Source organism: Lactiplantibacillus sp. 7.2.4, from assembly GCF_018991185.1.
Taxonomy (GTDB): Bacteria; Bacillota; Bacilli; order Lactobacillales; family Lactobacillaceae; genus Lactiplantibacillus; species Lactiplantibacillus pentosus.
Genome location: NZ_JAGYGS010000016.1, coordinates 32,921 through 54,403, shown reverse-complemented (window position 1 = coordinate 54,403; position 21,483 = coordinate 32,921). Strand labels below are relative to the sequence as shown.

Here is a 21,483-nt window from a genome sequence, read left to right as displayed (position 1 = left end):
TTATGATTGAAGTGGGGTGGCTTGGTCTTCTTGTAAGACGCGGTTGGCTACGGCTTCGTCAATAATGATGTCCGTGAGCAGGTGTCCCCGCAGCGCACCCAGCAAGGCCTTACTTTTAAACTTGCTTTTGATGACGCCAAAGCGCCGGGGCACCTTCAAAATGGCGGCCATCTTAGCGCCGAATAACTTGTCATGGTCGGTGTTCAAGATCCGGCCGTTGATATCGTAAGGCCGGCCGTAAAGCATGCCAGCGACGGCCTCAGGATCCGCGCCACTCAAGATGGCTTGTTGATGGGCTTTCCAAACTGGAATCGAGTCGATCGATGCCAAGGTCCCGATACCCGCGAACAACATGTCCATCCGGTCAAAATTACTGATGGCCGGGGTAATGGCGGGTTCCTGGGCAAGTGCCTGGTGAGCCCGGTCATTAAACAGATAGAGTGGTGCTGGAATCGTCACGTACTTCGCGCTGAACTTTGCAGCCGCTTTTTGTACGAGTGGGGTCGACCCATTGGCAGCGTTGGTTTTCAGGTTGTCACCCATGAACTGCGTAAACAGCAAGTCATCGCGGGTGCTAATCTGAAAGTTGTCGATGACGCTGAGAACGGTGCCGCCCCACGCCACGCCGATAATCTGACTTTGCAAGATTTGATGTTGAATCTCTTCTGCGGCGAATTGAATGACATGGCGTTCATCGTCACTGGTCGTATCGGCATCTTTAATGATGTAAATGTGATCAATCGGAAATTGTTTTTTGAATTTGGTTTCTAGTTCGCCATTGCGCTCGATGGGGGTGTTGATGCTGATTTTTACTAACCCGGTCGCCATTGCTTCGTCCAGATATTTGGAAATCAAGTAACGACTGACTTGATATTTTTTAGAAATTTCAGCAATGTTGATTTTCGATAAGTAGTAATCATGGGCAATCCCAATGAGCAGGCGGCGATGGTTCATATCGTCCATATCGATGACCTCTTCGTTTAAAGATAAGTTCATTATACCAGATAAACGGCATTTTAAAAATTTAAAAAATACAGATTAAATTTGATATTTTTTAAAAATGGTCGTACACTGAATTTAACAAAGATGAACGGTATTTTGACGAAAGAGAAGGCATGACAAAATGGTTGAACAAGATGAAATTTTAAAGCTGCACGCGGCGCATACCGGCGTGTTGGAAGTCAAATCGGATTTGGCAGTGACGGACAAGGCAGAACTCGGACAGGCTTACACTCCGGGAGTTGCGGTGATTTCGAAGCTGATTGCGGCCCATCCCGAATTAAAGGCGAAGTACACGATGAGTGGTAAATTGGTCGCCTTGATCACGGATGGTTCGGTGTCTTGGGACTCGGCAACATCGGCCCGGCTGGTGGTTTGCCGGTCGTAGAAGGTAAGGCTTTACTCTACAAAAACTTAGCTGGCATCAACGCGATCCCGTTAGCGCTCAATCAAGTCAGCGTTCCTGAAATGGTCAAGACCATCAAGAACCTGTCGCTTTCGTTTGCTGGGATTCATCTCGAAGATATTACGGCGCCCAAGTGTTTCGAGTTGGAAGCCGCGCTCAAAGCTGAGTTGAACATCCCGGTCTACCATGACGACCAAGAAGGGACGGCCATCGTGGTGTTGGCAGGACTGATCAATGCCGCCCACGTGGTTGGCAAATCCTTACAACAGCTGCGAGTCGTTGTGAATGGCGTTGGGGCCTCTGGGTTGGCCACTGCTCGTTTGCTGGCGGCAGTCGGCGTCAAACAACTGACACTGGTCGACGTATACGGCGTCGTGACTGCGGATGATTCGCGCTATAACCGCTATCAACGGGACTTAGCTAAGCAACTCGGCACACCGGCAACGTTGAAGGGCCAACCTTTGGCAAAGGTCATGGCGGACCAAGACGCGTTTATCGGTTTGTCAGATGCCAACGTCTTGTCCGCCGGCGCCGTGCACTTGATGAATCATGATCCAATCATTTTCGCGTTGGCGAACCCGGTCCCAGAAATCGACCCAGCCGTTGCTGAAAAGGCGGGTGCGGCAGTGATTGCGACCGGCTCAAGTCAGTATCCTAATCAGGTCAATAATATTTTGGCCTTCCCAGGATTATTCAAAGGATTACTCGAAAATGGAGTCAAACAAGTCGATGATGACCTGCAAGTAAAAATCGCCAAGGCGTTGGCGGCGACGGTCAAAAATCCGACCGCGCAAGCCATTGTCCCCAGCGTGTTTGATTCAGCCGTGGTGCCAAACGTGACGGCCGCGGTTGCCGCTTCAGCCGAGACTAGTCAAGCATAGGAGGGTTACAGATGACAGCGCAAGTCGTTGAGTTACAACTGAATAATTCACGCGAACGCACCCAGTGGCAACAATTCTTAAGCTCACTGGATATCACTAATTTCAGTGATCAGAAAGTGGATAAAATCGACTTGACCCTGGGCTTGATGGAAGACGACCAGTTAGTCGGGACCGGCTCATTAGCGGGAAACGTGCTGAAATACGTCGGCGTTTGTAATCGGGATAGTCAGCCGGGAGCACGGTTCAATCAAATCGTGAGTGCACTAGTCAGCCGTGCGTTTCAAGCCCAACAGTTTCATTTGATGGTCTTCACGAAAGCTAAGTATTCGCAGAGCTTTCAACACGTAGGCTTTAAAGAGCTGGCGCACTCGGATGAAGCGGCGGTGCTTGAAAACGGGACGCCGGATATTGCTGATTTTGTTCAACAGTTACCGACGATTCCGGATCAGGAAAATAAGCGCATTGGTGCGATCGTGATGAACGCCAACCCGTTTACTCAGGGCCATCGCGAATTGGTCGCTCAAGCGGCTGCGGCCTGTGACTTGGTGTACGTCTTCGTGGTCGCCACCGACGCTAGTTTATTCAAAACTGCCGAACGGCTTGAGTTAGTTCGACAGGGCACCGCAGACTTGGCGAATGTCCGGGTCGTCAGCGGGGGCGATTATCTGGTCAGTGCCGCCACATTTCCCGCTTATTTCTTAGACTCAGCGGAAAGTGCCATTAAGGCGCAAACCACCTTGGACGCACGGATCTTCCGCAATCAGTTAGCGCCACGACTGCACTTGACGACCCGCTTCGTTGGCACTGAGCCAACCTCGCGTACGACTGGCATTTACAACCAGGTGCTACAACGCGAGTTACCGCCAAAAGTGGTATTACAGGTAATTCCGCGTAAAACGGTCGGGACCGAGCCCATCTCAGCCCGCACCGTTCGCCAGGCGATTCAAACCGGCGAGTTAACTAAGTTAGATCAACTCGTACCGTCCACGACGGCACGTTTTATTAAAACTCATTTAGCAACATTACAGAAGCGTATTCAGGAAGGAATGAAAATTAATGGAAATTAAGACTACGGCTGTGGCCGGAACGTTGGAATCTTCCGATATTCAAATCATGTTGGCTGCGGGAGGCACTGGCATTCAGATTGACTTGGAATCAGATGTCATCAAGCAATTTGGGGCCCAAATCAAACAGGTCATCACGACGACGCTGCAACAACTCGGTATCGAAAATGCCAAGGTCAAGGCAGTGGATAAGGGTGCGTTAGATTGTGTCATCAAAGCACGGACGATTACCGCTGCTCAACGCGCATTGGAACAAACGACACCAGCATGGGAGGTCTTATAATGGCTGAAAAAGAAGAACGCTTACGGCGGACAATGATGTTTGTGCCGGGGAATAATCCGGCCATGGTCAAAGACGCGGGAATCTATGGCGCCGATTCAATCATGTTTGACCTGGAAGATGCCGTCTCAATGGCTGAAAAGGATGCGGCTCGGGTCTTGGTCTATGAAGCCCTTAAAACGCAAGATTACGGCAATGCTGAATTAGTCGTGCGGATCAATGGCTTGGATACGTCGTACTACGCCAATGACGTCAAAGCAATGGTCAAGGCGGGCATCGACGTGATTCGGTTGCCAAAGGTCGAATCCGCTGAAATGATCCAACAACTCGAAAAAGACGTGGCTGCAGCGGAAACTGAATTTGGCTTGCCAGTTGGCACGACTCATTTGATGGCCGCCATTGAAAGTGCCAAAGGGGTCTTGAATGCGCCAGCGATTGCCGCTGCTTCTGATCGGATGATTGGGGTCGCGTTATCCGCTGAAGATTACACCACTGACATGAAGACGCACCGTTATCCGGATGGTGCCGAACTTGAATTTGCCCGCAACATGGTCCTCCACGCCGCACGGGCCGCTGGAATTGCCGCCTTCGATACGGTCTTCACGAATATGGCCGACCCAGATGGGTTCTACCGTGAGACGCGGCACATCCATCAACTCGGATTTGATGGGAAGTCATTGGTCAACCCACGGCAGATTCCAATGGTCAACTCGGTCTATGAACCAACCAAGGATGAAGTCGTTAAGGCCCAAAAAGTGATTGCCGCCATCGAAGAAGCCCGTATCAAAGGTTCCGGAGTCATCTCGATGAATGGTCAAATGGTCGACCGGCCAGTCGTCTTGCGTGCACAGCGGGTCATGCAGTTAGCCAAGGTTTCCAACTTACTTGATGAGGAGGGCAATTACATTGAAAAATAGCGTAAACCGTGAATTACCAGATGAATTATTGTCGAAGTTAAACTACCAGGGCTTCGAATCCACTGAAATCGGCCATCCCGAAATTCAGCGGGTCGCCCCAAAAGTCCACGTTTCAACCGGTGATGATAAGGTCGTCGATTCGATCAAAGACGTGGTCAAGGCGACCGTCAAAGATGGCATGACGATTTCATTTCACCACCATTTTCGGAATGGGGATTTCGTCTTCAACCAAGTCATGCGGGCAATCATTGATGCCGGTATCCAAGACCTGACTTTGGCACCTTCCTCATTAACGGGTGTCATGAACGATATGGTGATCGAAGCCATCAAGGCGGGGACGATTACCAACATCACTAGTTCTGGGATGCGTGGCTCACTTGGCGACTTCGTTTCACACGGTGGCTTGAAGAACCCGGTCATCTTCCGTTCACACGGTAACCGGGCACGGGCCATCGAACACGGCGATATTAAGATCGACGTGACTTTCCTGGGGGTTCCAAATGCGGATCGGTTAGGTAATGCGAATGGGATGGCTGGTAAAGCAGTCTTCGGTTCATTGGGCTACGCGTTAATGGACGCGCAATACGCCGATCAAGTGGTCTTACTCACGGATAACCTAGTTGCTTATCCAAATACGCCAGCTTCAATCAAGCAAACGCAAGTTGATTACGTGGTCAAAGTCGACCAAGTCGGTGATCCAGACAAGATTGGTTCTGGTGCAACGCGCTTTACCAAGGATCCAAAGGAATTGAAGATTGCGCAGACGGTCAATGACGTCATCGTCAACTCACCATACTTCAAGGACGGCTTCTCATTCCAAACTGGTTCCGGTGGTGCCGCCCTGGCCGTAACCCGCTACTTACGCCAAGCCATGCTCGATAATCAAATCAAAGCATCGTTTGCACTCGGTGGGATTACCAAACCAACTACCGACTTGCTCGAAGAAGGGTTAGTCGACAAAGTCATGGACGTTCAAGATTTTGATAAGGGCGCCGCGGCTTCAATGCACGCCAACCCAAATCAACAAGAAATCGATGCTTCCTGGTACGCGGATACTGACAACAAGGGTGCGATGGTCGACCAATTAGATGTCGCCATTCTCAGTGCCTTGGAAGTCGACAACCATTTCAACGTCAACGTCATGTCTGGCTCTGACGGGGTCATTCGGGGTGCAATCGGTGGTCACCAAGACGCTGCGACGGCCAAGTTAACGATTATTTCTGCGCCACTCGTTCGGGGCCGGTTAGCCACGATCGTGCCGGATGTTACGACGGTCGTGACACCAGGCGATTCGATTGATGTCGTAGTCACTGAATATGGGATTGCCATCAACCCACGGCGGCAAGACTTGGTCAAGGCATTGAGCCACGTTCCAGGTGTGCCCGTTTACACGATTGAAGAACTTCAACAAATGGCCGAAAAGAAAGTCGGTCAACCACAACCACTTGAATTCACAGATCGGACTGTCGCATTGATTGAATATCGCGACGGCACGATTATTGATACGATCAAAGCGGTTAAGGACTAACCTAATACTGATTAATAATGACCTTGCTGGTAAATTGCCAGTTGGGTCATTTTTATTTAAGGTAAATCAATCTGAATTGAGCAGGGGCGTTCGATGGCAATTATGTCCAATGTGAGCCTAAAAGCGACGAAATATGTAGTACAATATAAATAGTTGCAAGTTGTGCTTGTTATCATTTAGTGTTAAAAATGATTAAATCATGCCAGTTTTTAAGTTCAAGAGCTACCAGCTGAGACCCGCTGGAAACAGTGCGAGTCAACGTAAACATGCAGCGATAGGCTCATCCTACTCCGGCTTCCAGGCATTCTGGGCAATGGCCGGAACGTGGTGGACACAGATTTAAGCCGAAGCCCACGTCTTAAATACTGGTCTTTCACGTTGCCCGCGATATGGATGAAACGTGTTCTGGTCAGACTGGGACTTCCGGTTAGCTACGCCAGAACGCCAAGCGGAAGTTCGCCGCTTAACGTTCTAGCTAGGCTAATCCTCAGTCCCAACCCGTCTGAACCTCACACTCTGGGAATCACTGGGCCTTGCCCCGAATACCTTCCAGCCGGGATGGTATTCGAAAGGCAGACATGTGCGGGCCCAACTTTTTGATGGATTGGTCATTGATTCTTAACATACGGTTATTTTGAGCATTCAAACTGTAAGGTGAGCTACTGATTTTCACTAAGTTATCCTAACTTGTATTTGAACATTATAAACCAATAGCATCACTGAGCATTGTTGTCTTTTCTAGTCGACCGAGATTACAAACCTTGAATCCAAGATGAAAGGCAATACGATCGGTAAATTTTAAAGCTAGTTACCAGTAATACTTATCAATAATCTTTAGACCGTCTTCACAGGATTTACGTGCCACAAATCAGCGTCATTGCTGATTAAGAGTTTATCTAAAGGACCTGTTTCCTAACATTCAGTGGTCAGTTGCACCCGGATAGGTGGCCGTTCATCCGCCATTCGAGCGGCTTCCCGACCGGAGGGGCTGGCTAACAATGCTCAAGGGCGAAGTTCTTCTTGTCCGGGTGGTCTTCCCGGGCTAGAAGAAGACTCGTATTTGAAATTGCGCAGTGGGCTTCTGCGTGAGTTCAAATCGATGTCCGCCCTGTTCCAGCGTTGTCAGCCAGCCCCGGAGGTCGGACTAAGACGCGCACCGGCTGACGAACAACAAACCAACTAACTGGCATGATTTAATCATCTATAATGCTGAATAATAACGAGCGCAACGCGTGTAGCGAATGATAAGGTGATGTGAGTGAATAATGATGGATCAATTTCCAAATTTTAAGCTATTTATCGATAAATACTTACCATGGCTGGCCGTGATTGGTTTTGTTGTGACGGTTGGTGCTAATGGTAATGTCTGGCTGTATTTTATGGCAGTGCTGATTGTATTCGTGGTGGTCGCAATTATTGACTTACTATTCAAATATTGGAACCACGCCAAAATTTTAGGCATCATGATTGTCCTTTTAGTGCTTGGATTATGGTTGAATCGCTAAGATTGGTGTTAGGTGGGCATATTCAGACTGTCTTTGTCAAAAACATCTCGGCTAATCGCAATTAGTAGGGGTGCTTTTTGTCTTGGTTCGCGATACCTTGTTTTTTGACATGGTTCGGTCATACAGCTAGGAGCGCTGTTGCTCAGCCGATGTGATTTCTTGTCGATTTTGGACTATGAAAAGGGCAAAAAAGTGCTGATTACGATTAAAATTAATCAGCAGAGATAAATCGTAACATGTGAAAAAATAAACATTTTTATCGTGAACGCAATTGAAGCAAGTTATGGGCCTGAAACAGCTGCTACATCAACCTCATAATTAAAACTTATAACTAAATTGGTGTTTGACTATAGTCTTCTAGAGGCGCTAAACTTAATTTATAAGTTGAATGTTATTTTTTCACACATTTAGTAAGCGCTTACCAACACATTAATTGGAGGTTATTAACATGACAGAATATCGTGTAGAATCAGATACTTTAGGCGAAGTTAAAATTCCAGCCACCGCGCTGTGGGGAGCCCAAACTGAACGGAGTCGCCATAATTTCCCAACTGGTACGAAGATGCCATTAGAAATTATCCGGGCACTCTTGCAAATCAAACGGGCCGCTGCCATTGCGAACAAGGAAGTTGAAGCAATGACCGCCGAAAAAGCTGATTTGATCGTAGCCGCCATTGATAAATTGTTGGCGTTAGACGATGAAGACTTGCGGAAGGACTTTCCGTTAGTTGTTTATCAAACTGGTTCAGGGACTCAAACCAACATGAACGTGAACGAAGTTGTGGCCCATATGGCCGGCAAACTCAACCCAGACGTTGAAATTTTGCCAAATGACGACGTTAACCATGGTCAAAGTTCGAACGACATTTTCCCAACGGCCATGAACATCACGGCTGCCGTGGCTGTCGATAAATTGATTGCAGCTGCCGAACACTTATTAGATGAATTAAAAGCTAAACAAAAGAAGTACTGGAGCGTTGTTAAGATTGGCCGGACCCATTTACAAGACGCGACGCCATTAACATTTGGCCAAGAAGTCAGTGGCTGGGCAAGTGATATCGAACATGACATTGCTTACTTGAAACAATTGAACCCAACCTTGGGCGAACTGGCCATGGGTGGTACGGCTGTCGGAACTGGGCTGAATGCGGCGCCACATTTTGCTGAAAACATTGCCGCTGCCATGAGCAAACTGTACGGCATTGAATTTACGGCAGACTCCAATAAGTTCTATGGCTTGGCCCATCATTCTGGTTTGAACGTGGTTCACGGTGCCATCAAGACGTTAGCGGCTGATTTGATGAAAATCGCCAACGACGTGCGGTTCCTCGCTAGTGGCCCACGGGCTGGATATGACGAATTGAACATTCCGGCTAACGAACCAGGTTCATCGATCATGCCTGGGAAGGTCAACCCAACTCAAGCTGAAGCCATCACCATGGCAGCGGTTCGGGTCATGGGGAATGACGTGGTCGTGGACTTAGCTTCTAGTCAAGGTAACTTTGAAATGAACGTCTACAAGACTGTGCTGATTGATGCCTTCTTGGAATCCGCCGAATTATTAGCCGGTACGATCACTGGTTTTGCAGACCGGATGATTGCTGGTTTGACGATCAACGAAGACCGGATGGCTGAATTAGTGGACCGTTCCTTGATGACTGTGACGGCGTTGTCACCACACATTGGTTACCATGACAGTGCGGTGATTGCCCAACAAGCTGAAAAAGCAGGCACGACCTTGCGTGAAGCGGCCATCAAGTCTGGTAAAGTTACAGCGGAACAATTCGACGAATGGATGGTTCCAATTGATATGACCAACATTGATAATTAAGGTAAACTAGTGATAGCGCTCCTGTAGCGAGTGGCGACTAGGCTGGAGACGGGTCATTGTTCCGCGAGTGGAATGGTGGCCCGTACCCGCTTATCGCTAGTTTACGGGGTGCGTAGATGAGTACCTTGAAAAATAAACTTAATGAAAATGGATCGATCCACATCGGTAACTCGGTGTGTGATGAATTGAGAGGAGTAATTTGATGGCTGACAAATTTACGTTTACGCCAACCGCTTTAGCGGATTTAAAAACAACCTATGACGTGGTCATTATTGGATCGGGTGGTGCTGGTTTGACCGCAGCGATTCAAGCCCACGAGCTTGGATTAAAACCGGTGATCTTAGAAAAAATGCCGAAAATCGGTGGCAACACGACGCGGGCTTCTTCGGGGATGAACGCCGCTGAAACCAACGTCCAATTGCATCACCACATCGTCGACAGTTTTGGCGACTTCTACGACGAAACGCTTAAAGGTGGCGGCAATCTGAATAACCAAGCACTGTTGAAGTTCTTCACGGAACACAGTGCATTAGCCATCGACTGGTTAGCCGACCACGGTATCGAATTAGACGACTTAACGATTACGGGTGGGATGAGTGTCATGCGGACTCACCGCCCAAGCTCGATGGCCCCAATCGGCGGCTTCTTGGTTACTGAGTTATTGAAACAAGTGGCGGCGGCTAAGTTACCATTGTTCACAGATATCAAAGTTGACCAACTGGTTCAGACGGATGGTAAAATTACCGGGGTCAAGGCAACCACCGCTAACGGTGCAGTAACCATCAATGCCGGTGCCGTCCTCTTAGCGACTGGTGGCTTCGGTGCCAACAAAGCCTTATTGGGTAAGTATCGCGATGACCTCAAAAATTATCAAACCACTAATCAACCGGGTGCGACCGGCGACGGTATCTTACTAGCCGAAGCCGTTGGGGCCAAGGTGGTTGATATGGACCAAGTTCAAGTACATCCGACTGTGCAACAAGATACGGACCATGCTTACTTGATTGGTGAAGCCGTGCGTGGTGAAGGGGCCATTTTAGTCGACCAGCAAGGTAAGCGGTTTGTCAACGAATTGGACACGCGTAAGAACGTGACCGCCGCCATCGACCAGCTCGGTGGTACCGGGGCTTATCTGATTTTTGACCGCGGCATTCGTGACCGGGTCAAGGCCGTTGAATTCTACGACCACATTGGTCTAGTCAAAACTGGTGCTGATTTGGCGGCATTAGCGACTGAAGCTGGTTTAGACGCTGATACGTTGACCCAGACGGTTGCGGACTGGAATCAAGCTGTTGCTAACCATGCGGATACTGCCTTCAAGCGGACAACTGGGATGGATCGTGACATTGCCAAAGGCCCATTCTATGCGATTCACATCGCACCGGCTGTCCATTACACCATGGGTGGCGTTGGCATCAACCCAGCGACCCAAGTTCTGGACAAACAGGACCAACCAATCAACGGCTTATTTGCAGCCGGTGAAGTCGTTGGCGGCTTGCACGGCAATAACCGGATTGGCGGTAACTCGATTGCCGAAACGGTCATCTTCGGTCGTCAAGCTGGACAACAGATGTTCAAATATTTACAGTAATTTCGTCAGCGGTCGTTGTGCGCTGAGCGGATAAATTAAGGTTGCTTTGAGAATTCAGTAATGGATTGTCAGGGCAACTTTTTTTGGTGTTGGAATTGATGACTGATCAAGCTCAAAATACAGCCCCAGATATCCTGTTAGTCATCCGGTAATCGCGCTAATCTGGACGCTAAAACCGGTTAACAAGGAAATATCGATTTGGATTCACCCAGCCACTAAGGCAAATTTACGCCAACTTGCACGGCTTCCTGCAATCCTGAGATGTCGGCTTTAGCGTCAGGATTTGAATAACAGGCAATATGACAAAATTCCCCAAATTCGGATAAAATCGGTTTCAAAATTCCGCATTTTCAGTTAAGCTGAGTGTATAAGTATTTATAATAGGAAGAAAGTGACAAGTATGGCGAGTATTTTTACGAGCGGAAAACCGCAGTCAATTACGGATATGTTGGCGGCAAGGGACCAGCGCGTGGCCTTTCAACAGGAACTGACGACTGCTCATCCGAAGTCGTCGATTGCGGCGATCAAGCTCAATATTCCGGGGCCAATCAAGAATAATGATGCGTTGCGGCGGCTGTTTTTAGCCGGTGTTCAGCGGTTTGAGGACCAGCTGGCGGATTATACGGTGGCGGCGGACTGGAATCATCCTGCGGGAAATGAACGCTTTTTGATTTTGCCACTAGATTTTGCGACGAGTAAGCGCGCGGCGGTAGCGTTTGAAGAGCAGGATTCGCTCGGACGATTGTACGATATTGATATTTTACAAACGGGTTCGCAACGTGCACTGTCGCGGACTGATTTGGGATTACCAAAACGGCGGTGCTTGTTGTGTGGGCGTGACGCCAAGGATTGCGCGCGGTCACGGCGCCATTCAGTGGCGGACTTGCAAGCAAAAATTACGGCGATGTATGACGCAGAATTCGGTGATCGCGTATGAATACACGGGATTTAGATTATTTTCGGGCACTGGTCGATTGTCAGAATTATACGATGGTTGCGCGCCAGTTCGCCGTTTCACAACCGGCAGTGACGCAGGCGATTCACCGGTTGGAGAAAGAATTTGCGGTCAAGTTGGTGATTCAAGACCGCCATCATCAACAGACGAATATCACGCGGGCGGGCCATCTACTGTATAAGAACGCCCAACAAATTCAAGCGAGTTTGCGCTTGGCCCATCAAGAAATTGATAGCGCTCAGCAAGCGGAGATTCGGTTTGGTCTACCGCCGATTATCGGGACGTTGTATTTCCCACAGATCGCTGAAAAATTGCTACAAAACGGGTTGTTACAGCAGTTGAAAATTACCGAGACGGGCTCGGACGAATTACTGCACAAACTGGTCAAAGGTGAAATCAATATTGCGTTATTGGGATCGTATCTGCCATTTGATTTGCCGACCGTACACGCGGTAAAGTTAGGGGCGCGACCTTTCAGCATCATTGTCAGTCCGCAAAACAGCTTGGCGACGCAGACAAGTATTGGTTTCAAAGATCTAGGACAAGCACAGTTTATCGGCCTGGATGGTAAATACGTTCATCCGCAAGCCTTTCAAGCCTACTGTGATTTTGCCGGGGTTCATCCGGAAGTCATTTATCGCACGCCTGATATTTCGTGGGTCAAAGCGCTGGTCAAAGCCAACCTCGGCATCAGCATGCTAGTCCGCGACGTCGTGAAACCAGATGATGGGGTGGTGTGCCTCGACATTGAGGACCAATTACCCGTCAGCTTCAACATTTCGGTCGTGACTCGCGCCGGCTACTTACCGACTGATGATGAACAACGTTTTATTGACCAACTGTTGAAAATGACCGTCTAATGGTTAGTTGTGATTGCGTCTGGCGCGACTATACGTGAGACAATCATTATGGATCAATGAAAATGACTGATTATTCGGATAACACCAAAAAACTCGCACGACCACAAATAAGTGGTGGTGCGAGTTTTTGTGCAGGTGTGCTTTAAATACACGTTGTGGTAGTTATTCTTTAACATTAAAAATGATCAAATCATGCTATTTTATGAATTCAAGTGCTACCAGCTGAGACCCACTGGAAACAGTGCGAGTTACCGTAAACTTTCTGTGGTGGCGACGTCCTACACCGGCTTCCAGGCATTCTGGGCAATGGCCGGAACGTGGTGGACACAGATTTAAGCCGATAAACCACGTCTTAAATACTGGTCTTTCACTAACCAAGCCAAAAACGCTTGCTAAGTGAAATTTCACCACTTGGCCTTGCCCAGAATGCCTTCCAGTCGGGATTGTATTCGAAAGGCAGACATGTGCGAACTCAACATTTTGTTTAATTAGTCATTGATTCATTGGTACACAGTTATTTTGACATTCAACTGTCAGTCTGATCTCTAATTATAGCTAAAGTTTCTTACTCATGCTGTCAGACAAGCGACTTCACTGCAGTTGTCAGAATTTTCTCTAGTTGCCCGAGACAACAAACTCCTGAATTATAGGCGAAAGAAATCTTGTCAACTAATTTCAAGACGAGTGGTGGTCACTGAAATTTGTGGCATTGAGATGAGTGAACAATATTCAGGTGATCTTCTCAGTGATTAAATGCCATCAGTCATCATCGATACCGATTAAGTATTTATCTGAAGGAGCCAGTCAATAAATATTCAATGATCAATTGTGCCAAGCTAGGTGGCCGTTCATCCGCCATTCGAGTGGCTTCCCGACTGTAGGGGCTGGCTGACAATGCTCAGTAGCCAAATTATTCTTAGTCGGAAGTGATTTTCTTCCGGCTTAGAATAAGACTCGTATTTGAAATTGCGCAGTGGGTTTCTGCGTGAGTTCAAATCGATGTCGGCTTACGTTCCAGCAATTGTCAGCCAGCCCCGGAAGTCGGACTAAGGCGCGCATCGACTGACGAACAGTAAGCCAACCACTGGCATGATTTAATCACAATTCATGATAAACTAATGCGCACAATGCGTTTCAAATACAACAACTTAGGATTCATTCGAATCGTCCTCATTGGGTGCCAACGTGTCGTGCATGATGGTCAATAATTGGTGCTGGACCGGCGTCAAAATGTGGGTCGTTCGGTAGACGATGCTGGTGATGAACTCTGGTGGTTCGGTATCCATCAAATCGAGGCGAACAACGTCTTTGCGGTAGTGATCGACGATTCGTGTGAAAAAGCCGACGCCGACGTTTTCGCCAATCAACTTCATCAACACGTGGGTGTCATTGGAACGAAAGACGATGTTGGGACGGAAATGATTCCGGCGCGTGAGTTTGTTGAACGCGGTGTTATGGATGAAATTACTATTAAAGAAGACAAAGTTCTCGCGGCGTAATTCATTGAAGTAGATTCGTTTGCGTTGGGCGAGTGGGTGGTCCTTAGAGACGTAAATACAGAAGGGCTGACGGTCAAATTCTTCCGCAATCAGGGTCTGATAAGCGAGTGGTTCGACTGAACCAAGTAAGGTCAAGTCCACTCGGCCGTCGCGCACGGCGTTTCGTAAGAAAATTGACCCGCCTTCCACCGTCTCCAGACTGGCAAGCAGTCCGGCTTCCGCCAATTTGGCACCGACTTTAGGAAAATAATGATTTTCAATAATCGGTGGTAATCCTAAAATAAGCCGATTTTGCGAAAGGTTATCAATCTCCTGATGAGCAATGCGCAGTTCGTGAAGCACGATTTTGGCGTGTTCCGCCAACTGTGCACCGCTCTCAGTGACGTGTAAGGTGTTCTGGATGCGATCTCGAATCACTAGGGGGGCACCGAACTCAGTTTCCAATCTTTTGATGGCAGTGGTAATGGTTGGTTGGCTCACATTGAAAGTTTTCGCAACTTTTGAAAAATTTTTTTGAGAAATTAATTCATCAAAATAAGCTAAGTCTTTTGTGTTCATTTTTTATCCTTTCTGAATCAGCGTTTATAGCGACCTTATTTAATTTATTTATATCATAACATAGTTTTGACTATAACATTTCCGGGGGTCTATAGTATGTTTTGTTAATTGATAGGAACAGTTTTCCTGCTCAGGCAAGTTTACTGACTGTTAACCAACTGTGTGGCAACCAAGCAATTTTGAGAGAGACATTCTCAAATGTTTGACGGACGACACGCTGGCTGTTATCTTATTGCATGTAAAATGATAAGAACAGTTTTTCCTGTTGATATAAGTTTATTGAAGCTCATTCAAAAATAGGAGGTCGCAGTAATGACAAAAACTGCAAGTACCATTTTAAATAACCCATTCTTAAATAAGGGGACTGCTTTTACTAAAGAAGAACGCCAAGCATTGGGCTTGACCGGGACGTTACCAAGTAAGGTTCAAACCATCGACGAACAAGCGACTCAAGCTTATGCGCAATTCAAGAGCAAGCCAAGTCGGTTGGAACAACGGATTTTCTTAATGAACCTGTTCAACGAAAACCGGACGTTGTTCTTCCACTTAATGGATGAACACGTGGTTGAATTCATGCCAATCGTTTATGATCCGGTCGTTGCTGATTCAATCGAACAATACAACGAATTATTCTTGGATCCACAAAATGCCGCCTTTGTTTCAGTTGATGCACCAGAAGATATTGAAGCTACTTTGAAGAACGCGGCTGATGGTCGCGACATTCGCTTAGTCGTTGTGACTGACGCTGAAGGAATCCTTGGTATGGGTGACTGGGGCGTTAACGGTGTTGATATCGCCATTGGTAAGTTGATGGTTTACACGGCCGCTGCTGGTATCGACCCATCTCAAGTCTTGCCTGTAAGCATTGATGCTGGGACCAACAACCAGAAATTATTGGATGATCCATTGTATCTAGGTAACCGTCACAAGCGGGTTTCTGGCGCACAATACTATGATGTGATCGACAAGTTCGTTGAAGCTGAACAAAAATTATTCCCAGATTCATTGTTACACTTTGAAGATTTCGGTCGTGACAACGCGCAAGTTATCTTGGACAAGTACAAGGATCAAATCGCAACCTTTAACGATGATATCCAAGGAACTGGGATGGTCGTTTTAGCGGGTATTTTAGGTGCTTTGAACATTTCTAAGGAAAGCATCAAGGACCAAAAGATTTTGTCATTCGGTGCGGGTACTGCCGGCATGGGGATTGCCAACCAAATCCTCGATGAATTAATGCAAGCTGGTTTGACCGAAGAAGAAGCTAAGCAACACTTCTACGCTGTTGATAAGCAAGGTTTACTTTTTGACGATACTGAAGGCTTAACCCCAGCCCAAAAGGCCTTCACTCGTAAGCGTAGCGAATTTAGTAACGCTGATGAACTAACTAACCTTGAAGCCGTTGTTAAGGCCGTTCACCCAACAGTTATGATTGGGACGTCAACTCAACCAGGGACGTTCACTGAAAGCATTGTTAAGGAAATGGCTGCACATACGGAACGGCCAATCATCTTCCCACTGTCTAACCCAACCAAGTTAGCAGAAGCCAAAGCAGAAGATTTGATCAAATGGACTGATGGTCGCGCCTTAGTTGCCACTGGGATTCCAGCTGACGATGTGGAATACAAGGGTGTTACTTACCAAATCGGTCAAGGGAACAACGCCTTGATGTACCCTGGTTTAGGATTTGGTTTGATTGCATCAACGGCCAAAGTCTTGAACAGTGAGACCTTATCAGCTGCATGCCATGCCTTGGGCGGTATCATGGATACGTCTAAGCCAGGTGCAGCGGTCTTACCACCAGTTTCAAAGATTACTGAATTTTCACAAACTTTAGCTGAAGTCGTTGCACAAAGTGTGATTGATCAGAAGTTAAACAAAGAACCAATTACGGATGCCAAACAAGCAGTTGCTGATATGAAGTGGGTTCCAGAATACAAAACCATCAGCAAATAGCGTCGGCAAATAAGAGATTGACAAGCCCATGCCGCGAGTTAGCTTGGCAGGTTAACGTCGCGAATGGCATCGGCAAATTAAGAGATTGTAAGAGGGTATAAGTGCACATGGCAGTTTTATGGAATTCGATTCAAAGCGTCCTAGTGGTCGTTTTGATCATGATATTAGGGTTTGTCTTACGGCGGACCGGTTGGTTTGATGACAAGTTTGCGGGGACGATTTCCAAGTTTATCAAAAACATCGCCCTGCCAGCGTCGATTTTCGTTTCAGTGTTGAGTCGGTTGACGCGTGGTCAGCTAGGGTCGTTTGCCGGCTACTTGGCCTACGCATTCTTAGCCGTCATCATTGGTTATGTGATTGCGTTTATCCTGGTCAAATTGATGCGGGTCAAGCCCGGTCGTAAAGGGATTTTCATTAATGCAATCGTCAACGCCAACACGATCTTCATTGGGTTACCTTTGAACATTGCGTTGTTTGGCGATAAGAGTATGACGTACTTCCTGGTTTACTATATTGTTAACACCGTTTCAACTTGGGCCTTCGGGGTATTCTTGATTTCTAACGATGATCCAACGAAGCCTAAGGAAAAGACGCACAACAAGATTGACTGGAAGAAAGTTATTCCAATGCCACTGGTTGGGTTCTTAGTCGCATTAGTTGTACTATTACTCAACATCCCAGTGATGAAGGTTGATTTCATCAGTTCGACCTTGACGTATGTTGGTAACTTGGTCACACCGCTTTCCTTGATTTACATCGGGATCGTGCTAGCGGATGCCGGGTTGAAGAGTATTCGTTTCGACCGTGATACGATCGTGGCGTTGATTGGTCGCTTCATCTTGTCACCAATCATCATGATCTTGGTCTTGATGGTTGCCGGCAACTTGGGCGCCAGCTTCCCAACCATGGCTTCACAAACGTTGATCGTTCAATCAGCAACGCCAATGTTAGCCGTATTGCCAATCTTGGCTAACGAAGCACATGGAGACGTCGAATACGCCACCAACATTGTCACAACCAGTACCGTCTTGTTCATCGTGGTTGTGCCAGTCTTGATGACCTTGATTCAATATATTTAATCCAAACTAGATTTACTGTTAAAAAGCGGCCTGTGATGGGCCGCTTTTTTTATGGCATACGCATTGTGCTGGTTAACTTGTCATGAATCATGATAAATCATGCTAGTTGGTGGATTCCTGTTCGTCAGCCGATGCACGCCTTAGTCCGACTTTCGGGGCCGGCTGACAATTGCTGGAACGCAGCCGACGTCGATTTGAACTCACGCAGAAACCCACTGCGCAATTTCAAATACGAGTCTTATTCTAAGCCGGAAGAAGACCACTTCCAGCTAAGAATAATTTGGCTACTGAGCATTGTCAGCCGGCCCCTACAGTCGGGAAGCCGCTCGAATGGCGAATGAACGGCCACCTATCTAGGTGCAATTGACCATTGAATATTTAGTGATTGGACCCTTTAGGCAAAAGTTTATTTGGTACGGATGAGGACTGATGGCATTAATTACTGAGAAGATCATCTGAATACTATTCACTCATCTCAATGCCACCAATTTCAAGGACAACTAGTCTTGATATTGGTCGATAAAGTTGCCCTCGTTTAGAATTCAAAATTTTGTTATCTTAGACGGTTAGAGAAGATTTTGACAAGCAAGTTCAGTGAAGTTGTCAGTAATCTTAAAACATGGCTAAGAAAGTTTAGTTGTTTCAAGAAGGTAGTCTGACTGTTGAATGTCGAAATCACATTTTGTTAAGAATCAACGACTAGCTCATCAAAAGATTGGGTCCGCACATGTCCGCCTTTCGAATACCATCCCAGAATGCCTGGAAGCCGGCCTAAGACGATCCTACCACTGCAAGTTTACGGTAACTCGCACTGTTCCCAGCGGGTCTCAGCTGGCAGCGCTTGAACTCATAAAACAGCACAATTTAATCATCTTTAATGCTAAATAATAATTAGCAACATATGTAGTAGTAGCTGAATTATTAAGCACAGCGTGAGATTGAAATTAGCAAATCTTATGAACAATTAATAAATTTGTTTAAAGTAACTAACCAAATAAAACGCTATCTTAAGGCGTTTTACGATAATTTGGTTGAATTTTCTAGATTAACTTGACTAATCGCACAAAAATTAATAGAATTAAGCACGTTGCATTATTAAGAATTTGATTAGGAGGAACCCCATATGAAAGAGTCACGCCGATTGTTGGTCAAAAAGCCAGTCAATCCAGCGAGTTTTAATCAGGGCGGCCTCGCAAAAACGTTAAATGCCTTTAGCCTGACGATGATGGGGGTGGGGGCAATTGTTGGTTCCGGGATTTTTATCACGCCCGGAATTATTGCGGCCAAATATGCCGGTCCCGCTGCAATGTTATCCTTTGTGATTGCGGCGGTGGTTTGTTCGTTAGCTGCACTATGTTACGCTGAATTTTCTTCGACGATTCCGTTAGCTGGGAGTGCCTACACGTACGTTTACACGGTCTTCGGTGAGTTTCTAGCTTGGATTTTGGGTTGGTCACTGATATCGGAGTATTTATTTGCCGTTTCTTCAGTCGCTGTCAGTTGGTCGTCGTATTTTCAAAATTTGATCAGTGGTTTCGGGCTCAAGCTACCGTCGTATTTGTCGGCGGCCGCGGGGACGGCTGGAACGAGTCACGCGGGCTTCAACTTGATTGCCTTTGTGGTCGTTTTAGCGGTATCGTTACTGTTGGTCGGTGGGTTGCAAGAATCGACCCGGGTCAATTCGATTATGGTGATTGTTAAAATTTTAGTGATTGTGCTCTTTATCGCAGTTGCTATTTTCTTTGTAAAACCAGCCAACTATCATCCGTTCATGCCTCATGGGGTGAGCGGGTTAGTCAAAGGGGCGTCACTTGCGTTTTATGCCTACATTGGGTTTGACGCGGTATCAACGGCATCCGAAGAGGTTAAAAATCCGAAGCGCAATATGCCAATTGGAATTGTCGGCTCGTTGGTGGTTGCGTCGATTCTCTACGTGGCAATGGCTGCCGTCCTGGTTGGGGTCGTCCACTATAGTCAATTAAACGTTGGGGATCCCGTGGCCTACGCGCTAGCTGTGATTCATCAGAATTGGGCCGCGGGCATTGTATCCCTCGGCGCAGTCGTTGGGATGACGACGGTGTTGATCGTTATGTTGTATGGTGGTACTCGGTTGCTCTTTGCCATCAGTCGGGATGGGCTCCTACCAAAAGCGTTTCGGACGGTCAGTCCACATACAAAAGTCCCCGTTAAGAGTACCTGGATTTTTGGTATCATCGCTAGCGTCTTTGCAGCGGTGATTCCGTTGGATAAGATTGCGGAGTTAGTCAACATCGGGACTTTATTTGCATTCGCTATGGTCTCGATTGGAGTCGTCTTCTTACGTCGTCATGAAACGCTACAGCAAATCAATAGTTCCTTCAAAGTGCCGTTCTATCCGGTGTTGCCGATTGTATCGTTTCTAGCTTGTATATATCTGATGATCAACTTGCAAGCCTTCACTTGGCACATGTTTGCCATTTGGCTCGTCATCGGGGTGGTCATCTACTTTAGCTACAGTTATCGTCACTCACGGATTCGTGCGGGCCTACGGAAAAAAGAATCAGAATAAAATTCGAAACTAGCTGCCAGCATTGGGGCTAGTTTTTTTGTCGCTATATCGTTTGCGATTTGGCACCTGTCATATGCTATAATTAAGCGCGTAATTGAATGGAAAAGAGAGTTGAGGTGACTGATGATGCAGAGACGTTCAAACGCCTATCATATCAGTGTGTTGGCGGTACTAATGGCGATTGTGATCATTCAAAATATCGTGCCGTTTTTTGGGTACATTCCGTTGCCGGGATTGAGCATTACGACGATCCACGTGACGGTCATTATTGCTGCGGTGGTTTTGGGACCACGAGATGGCGCAATTGTTGGGGGTATTTGGGGAATCATTGATTGGATACGCGCATTCGTCGCGCCCACCAGTGCGTTAGCGCCAATCGTGTTTACCAATCCATTAATTTCAGTGGTACCGCGAATTTTGATTGGAGTGGTCGCTGGCTGGATTTTTATTTGGTTTCAAAAACGACAGCACCGAACGCTGGGATTCATGCTAGCCGGTGTTGCGGGGGCTTTGACTAATACCATTTTGGTACTCGGTTTGATTGGCCTGCTATATAGTCATCAGGCAGCGGGATTTTATCAAATCAATTTAAGTAAGTTAATGCCTTATTTGTTAGCGGTCGTTGCTTCAAATGGGGTACCGGAAGCTATTTTAGCCGGGATTTTAACACCGCTGATTGGAACACCATTATTACGTTTTAAAAAAGCATAGATTGAGCTATCATTGCAAAATAAAATAAGCATCGCAGCAAATTACCCCGATTGAGGGTTTGCTGCGATGCTTATTTGACGTTATTTAACTGCCTGAACCTTCTTTTGACTGATAATGACTTTATTATGATACTTATCAATGATTTCAGGGTCAGCGCTGTTAAAGTTGATGAGATAAGAATTCGTGTAACTTTTGGCAATCGTACCAGTATAGGTTTGCCCCTCAAGTACGAACGAGACTGATGTTCCAATATCCATTATTATCATTCCTCACTGGTTATTGTTCATTCAGAATACCACAAAGTTGGGCCGCTGC

Annotated in this window: 16 protein-coding genes and 1 pseudogene; 14 read left to right on the top strand and 3 right to left on the bottom strand. The window is 47.0% G+C overall.

Annotation, left to right across the window (positions count from 1 at the left end):
* A complete protein-coding gene (locus KGF70_RS07390) occupies window positions 1-963 on the bottom strand; it encodes a sugar-binding transcriptional regulator (protein WP_216768544.1) in 963 nt (320 codons plus the stop codon).
* A gap of 160 nt (window positions 964-1,123) precedes the next feature.
* Here KGF70_RS07390 and KGF70_RS07385 point away from each other — a divergent pair.
* The 10 genes and pseudogenes from KGF70_RS07385 to KGF70_RS07340 all read left to right on the top strand — a co-directional run bounded on the left by KGF70_RS07385 (window position 1,124) and on the right by KGF70_RS07340 (window position 12,817).
* A pseudogene (locus KGF70_RS07385) lies at window positions 1,124-2,286 on the top strand (NADP-dependent malic enzyme).
* 11 nt (window positions 2,287-2,297) lie between these two features.
* Window positions 2,298-3,353, top strand: coding sequence for a [citrate (pro-3S)-lyase] ligase (gene citC / locus KGF70_RS07380; protein WP_216768545.1), 1,056 nt, complete (start codon window positions 2,298-2,300; stop codon window positions 3,351-3,353).
* Window positions 3,343-3,633 carry a citrate lyase acyl carrier protein gene (citD, locus tag KGF70_RS07375; RefSeq protein WP_050338939.1) on the top strand — a complete coding sequence of 97 codons (291 nt, stop codon included), beginning with the start codon at window positions 3,343-3,345 and terminating at the stop codon, window positions 3,631-3,633. The genes citC and citD overlap by 11 nt, the downstream gene beginning before the upstream one ends.
* Window positions 3,633-4,547 (top strand): citrate (pro-3S)-lyase subunit beta, encoded by a 915-nt coding sequence (gene citE, locus KGF70_RS07370; protein ID WP_088769859.1) that lies wholly within the window; start codon window positions 3,633-3,635, stop codon window positions 4,545-4,547. The genes citD and citE overlap by 1 nt, the downstream gene beginning before the upstream one ends.
* On the top strand, window positions 4,537-6,075 hold the full coding sequence (citF, locus tag KGF70_RS07365) for a citrate lyase subunit alpha (protein WP_216768546.1): 1,539 nt from the start codon (window positions 4,537-4,539) through the stop codon (window positions 6,073-6,075). The genes citE and citF overlap by 11 nt, the downstream gene beginning before the upstream one ends.
* A gap of 1,268 nt (window positions 6,076-7,343) precedes the next feature.
* Complete coding sequence (locus tag KGF70_RS07360; protein WP_105920523.1) at window positions 7,344-7,580, top strand: flagellar biosynthesis protein FlhB; 237 nt, start codon at window positions 7,344-7,346, stop codon at window positions 7,578-7,580.
* Window positions 7,581-8,028: 448 nt separating this feature from the next.
* The gene (locus KGF70_RS07355) at window positions 8,029-9,411 is read left to right on the top strand and encodes a class II fumarate hydratase (protein ID WP_216768547.1); all 1,383 of its coding nucleotides are present in this window, start codon (window positions 8,029-8,031) and stop codon (window positions 9,409-9,411) included.
* Between the two features lie 202 nt (window positions 9,412-9,613).
* Window positions 9,614-11,002, top strand: coding sequence for a flavocytochrome c (locus KGF70_RS07350; protein WP_050338935.1), 1,389 nt, complete (start codon window positions 9,614-9,616; stop codon window positions 11,000-11,002).
* Window positions 11,003-11,402: 400 nt separating this feature from the next.
* Window positions 11,403-11,939 carry a citrate lyase holo-[acyl-carrier protein] synthase gene (citX, locus tag KGF70_RS07345; RefSeq protein ID WP_050338934.1) on the top strand — a complete coding sequence of 179 codons (537 nt, stop codon included), beginning with the start codon at window positions 11,403-11,405 and terminating at the stop codon, window positions 11,937-11,939.
* Window positions 11,936-12,817: a LysR family transcriptional regulator gene (locus KGF70_RS07340; protein WP_050338933.1), complete on the top strand. Its 882-nt coding sequence runs from the start codon at window positions 11,936-11,938 to the stop codon at window positions 12,815-12,817. Before citX ends, KGF70_RS07340 begins: the two co-directional genes overlap by 4 nt.
* A gap of 1,148 nt (window positions 12,818-13,965) precedes the next feature.
* Here the strand turns inward: KGF70_RS07340 and KGF70_RS07335 are convergent.
* Complete coding sequence (locus KGF70_RS07335; RefSeq protein ID WP_056952205.1) at window positions 13,966-14,874, bottom strand: LysR family transcriptional regulator; 909 nt, start codon at window positions 14,872-14,874, stop codon at window positions 13,966-13,968.
* A 312-nt stretch (window positions 14,875-15,186) separates the two neighbouring features.
* On the opposite strand from KGF70_RS07335, the gene KGF70_RS07330 reads away from it, so the two are divergent.
* The 4 genes from KGF70_RS07330 to KGF70_RS07315 all read left to right on the top strand — a co-directional run bounded on the left by KGF70_RS07330 (window position 15,187) and on the right by KGF70_RS07315 (window position 21,168).
* The gene (locus tag KGF70_RS07330; RefSeq protein WP_216768548.1) at window positions 15,187-16,830 is read left to right on the top strand and encodes a malolactic enzyme; all 1,644 of its coding nucleotides are present in this window, start codon (window positions 15,187-15,189) and stop codon (window positions 16,828-16,830) included.
* Window positions 16,831-16,937: 107 nt separating this feature from the next.
* Entirely contained in the window at window positions 16,938-17,909 is a 972-nt protein-coding gene (locus KGF70_RS07325; RefSeq protein ID WP_101873860.1) for an AEC family transporter, read from the top strand.
* Between the two features lie 1,123 nt (window positions 17,910-19,032).
* Window positions 19,033-20,457 carry an amino acid permease gene (locus KGF70_RS07320; protein WP_088769854.1) on the top strand — a complete coding sequence of 475 codons (1,425 nt, stop codon included), beginning with the start codon at window positions 19,033-19,035 and terminating at the stop codon, window positions 20,455-20,457.
* Between the two features lie 126 nt (window positions 20,458-20,583).
* Window positions 20,584-21,168 carry an ECF transporter S component gene (locus tag KGF70_RS07315; RefSeq protein ID WP_216768549.1) on the top strand — a complete coding sequence of 195 codons (585 nt, stop codon included), beginning with the start codon at window positions 20,584-20,586 and terminating at the stop codon, window positions 21,166-21,168.
* 80 nt (window positions 21,169-21,248) lie between these two features.
* On the opposite strand, the gene KGF70_RS07310 is transcribed toward KGF70_RS07315, so the two are convergent.
* Window positions 21,249-21,425: a hypothetical protein gene (locus tag KGF70_RS07310; RefSeq protein ID WP_216768550.1), complete on the bottom strand. Its 177-nt coding sequence runs from the start codon at window positions 21,423-21,425 to the stop codon at window positions 21,249-21,251.
* Window positions 21,426-21,483: the final 58 nt, after the last annotated feature.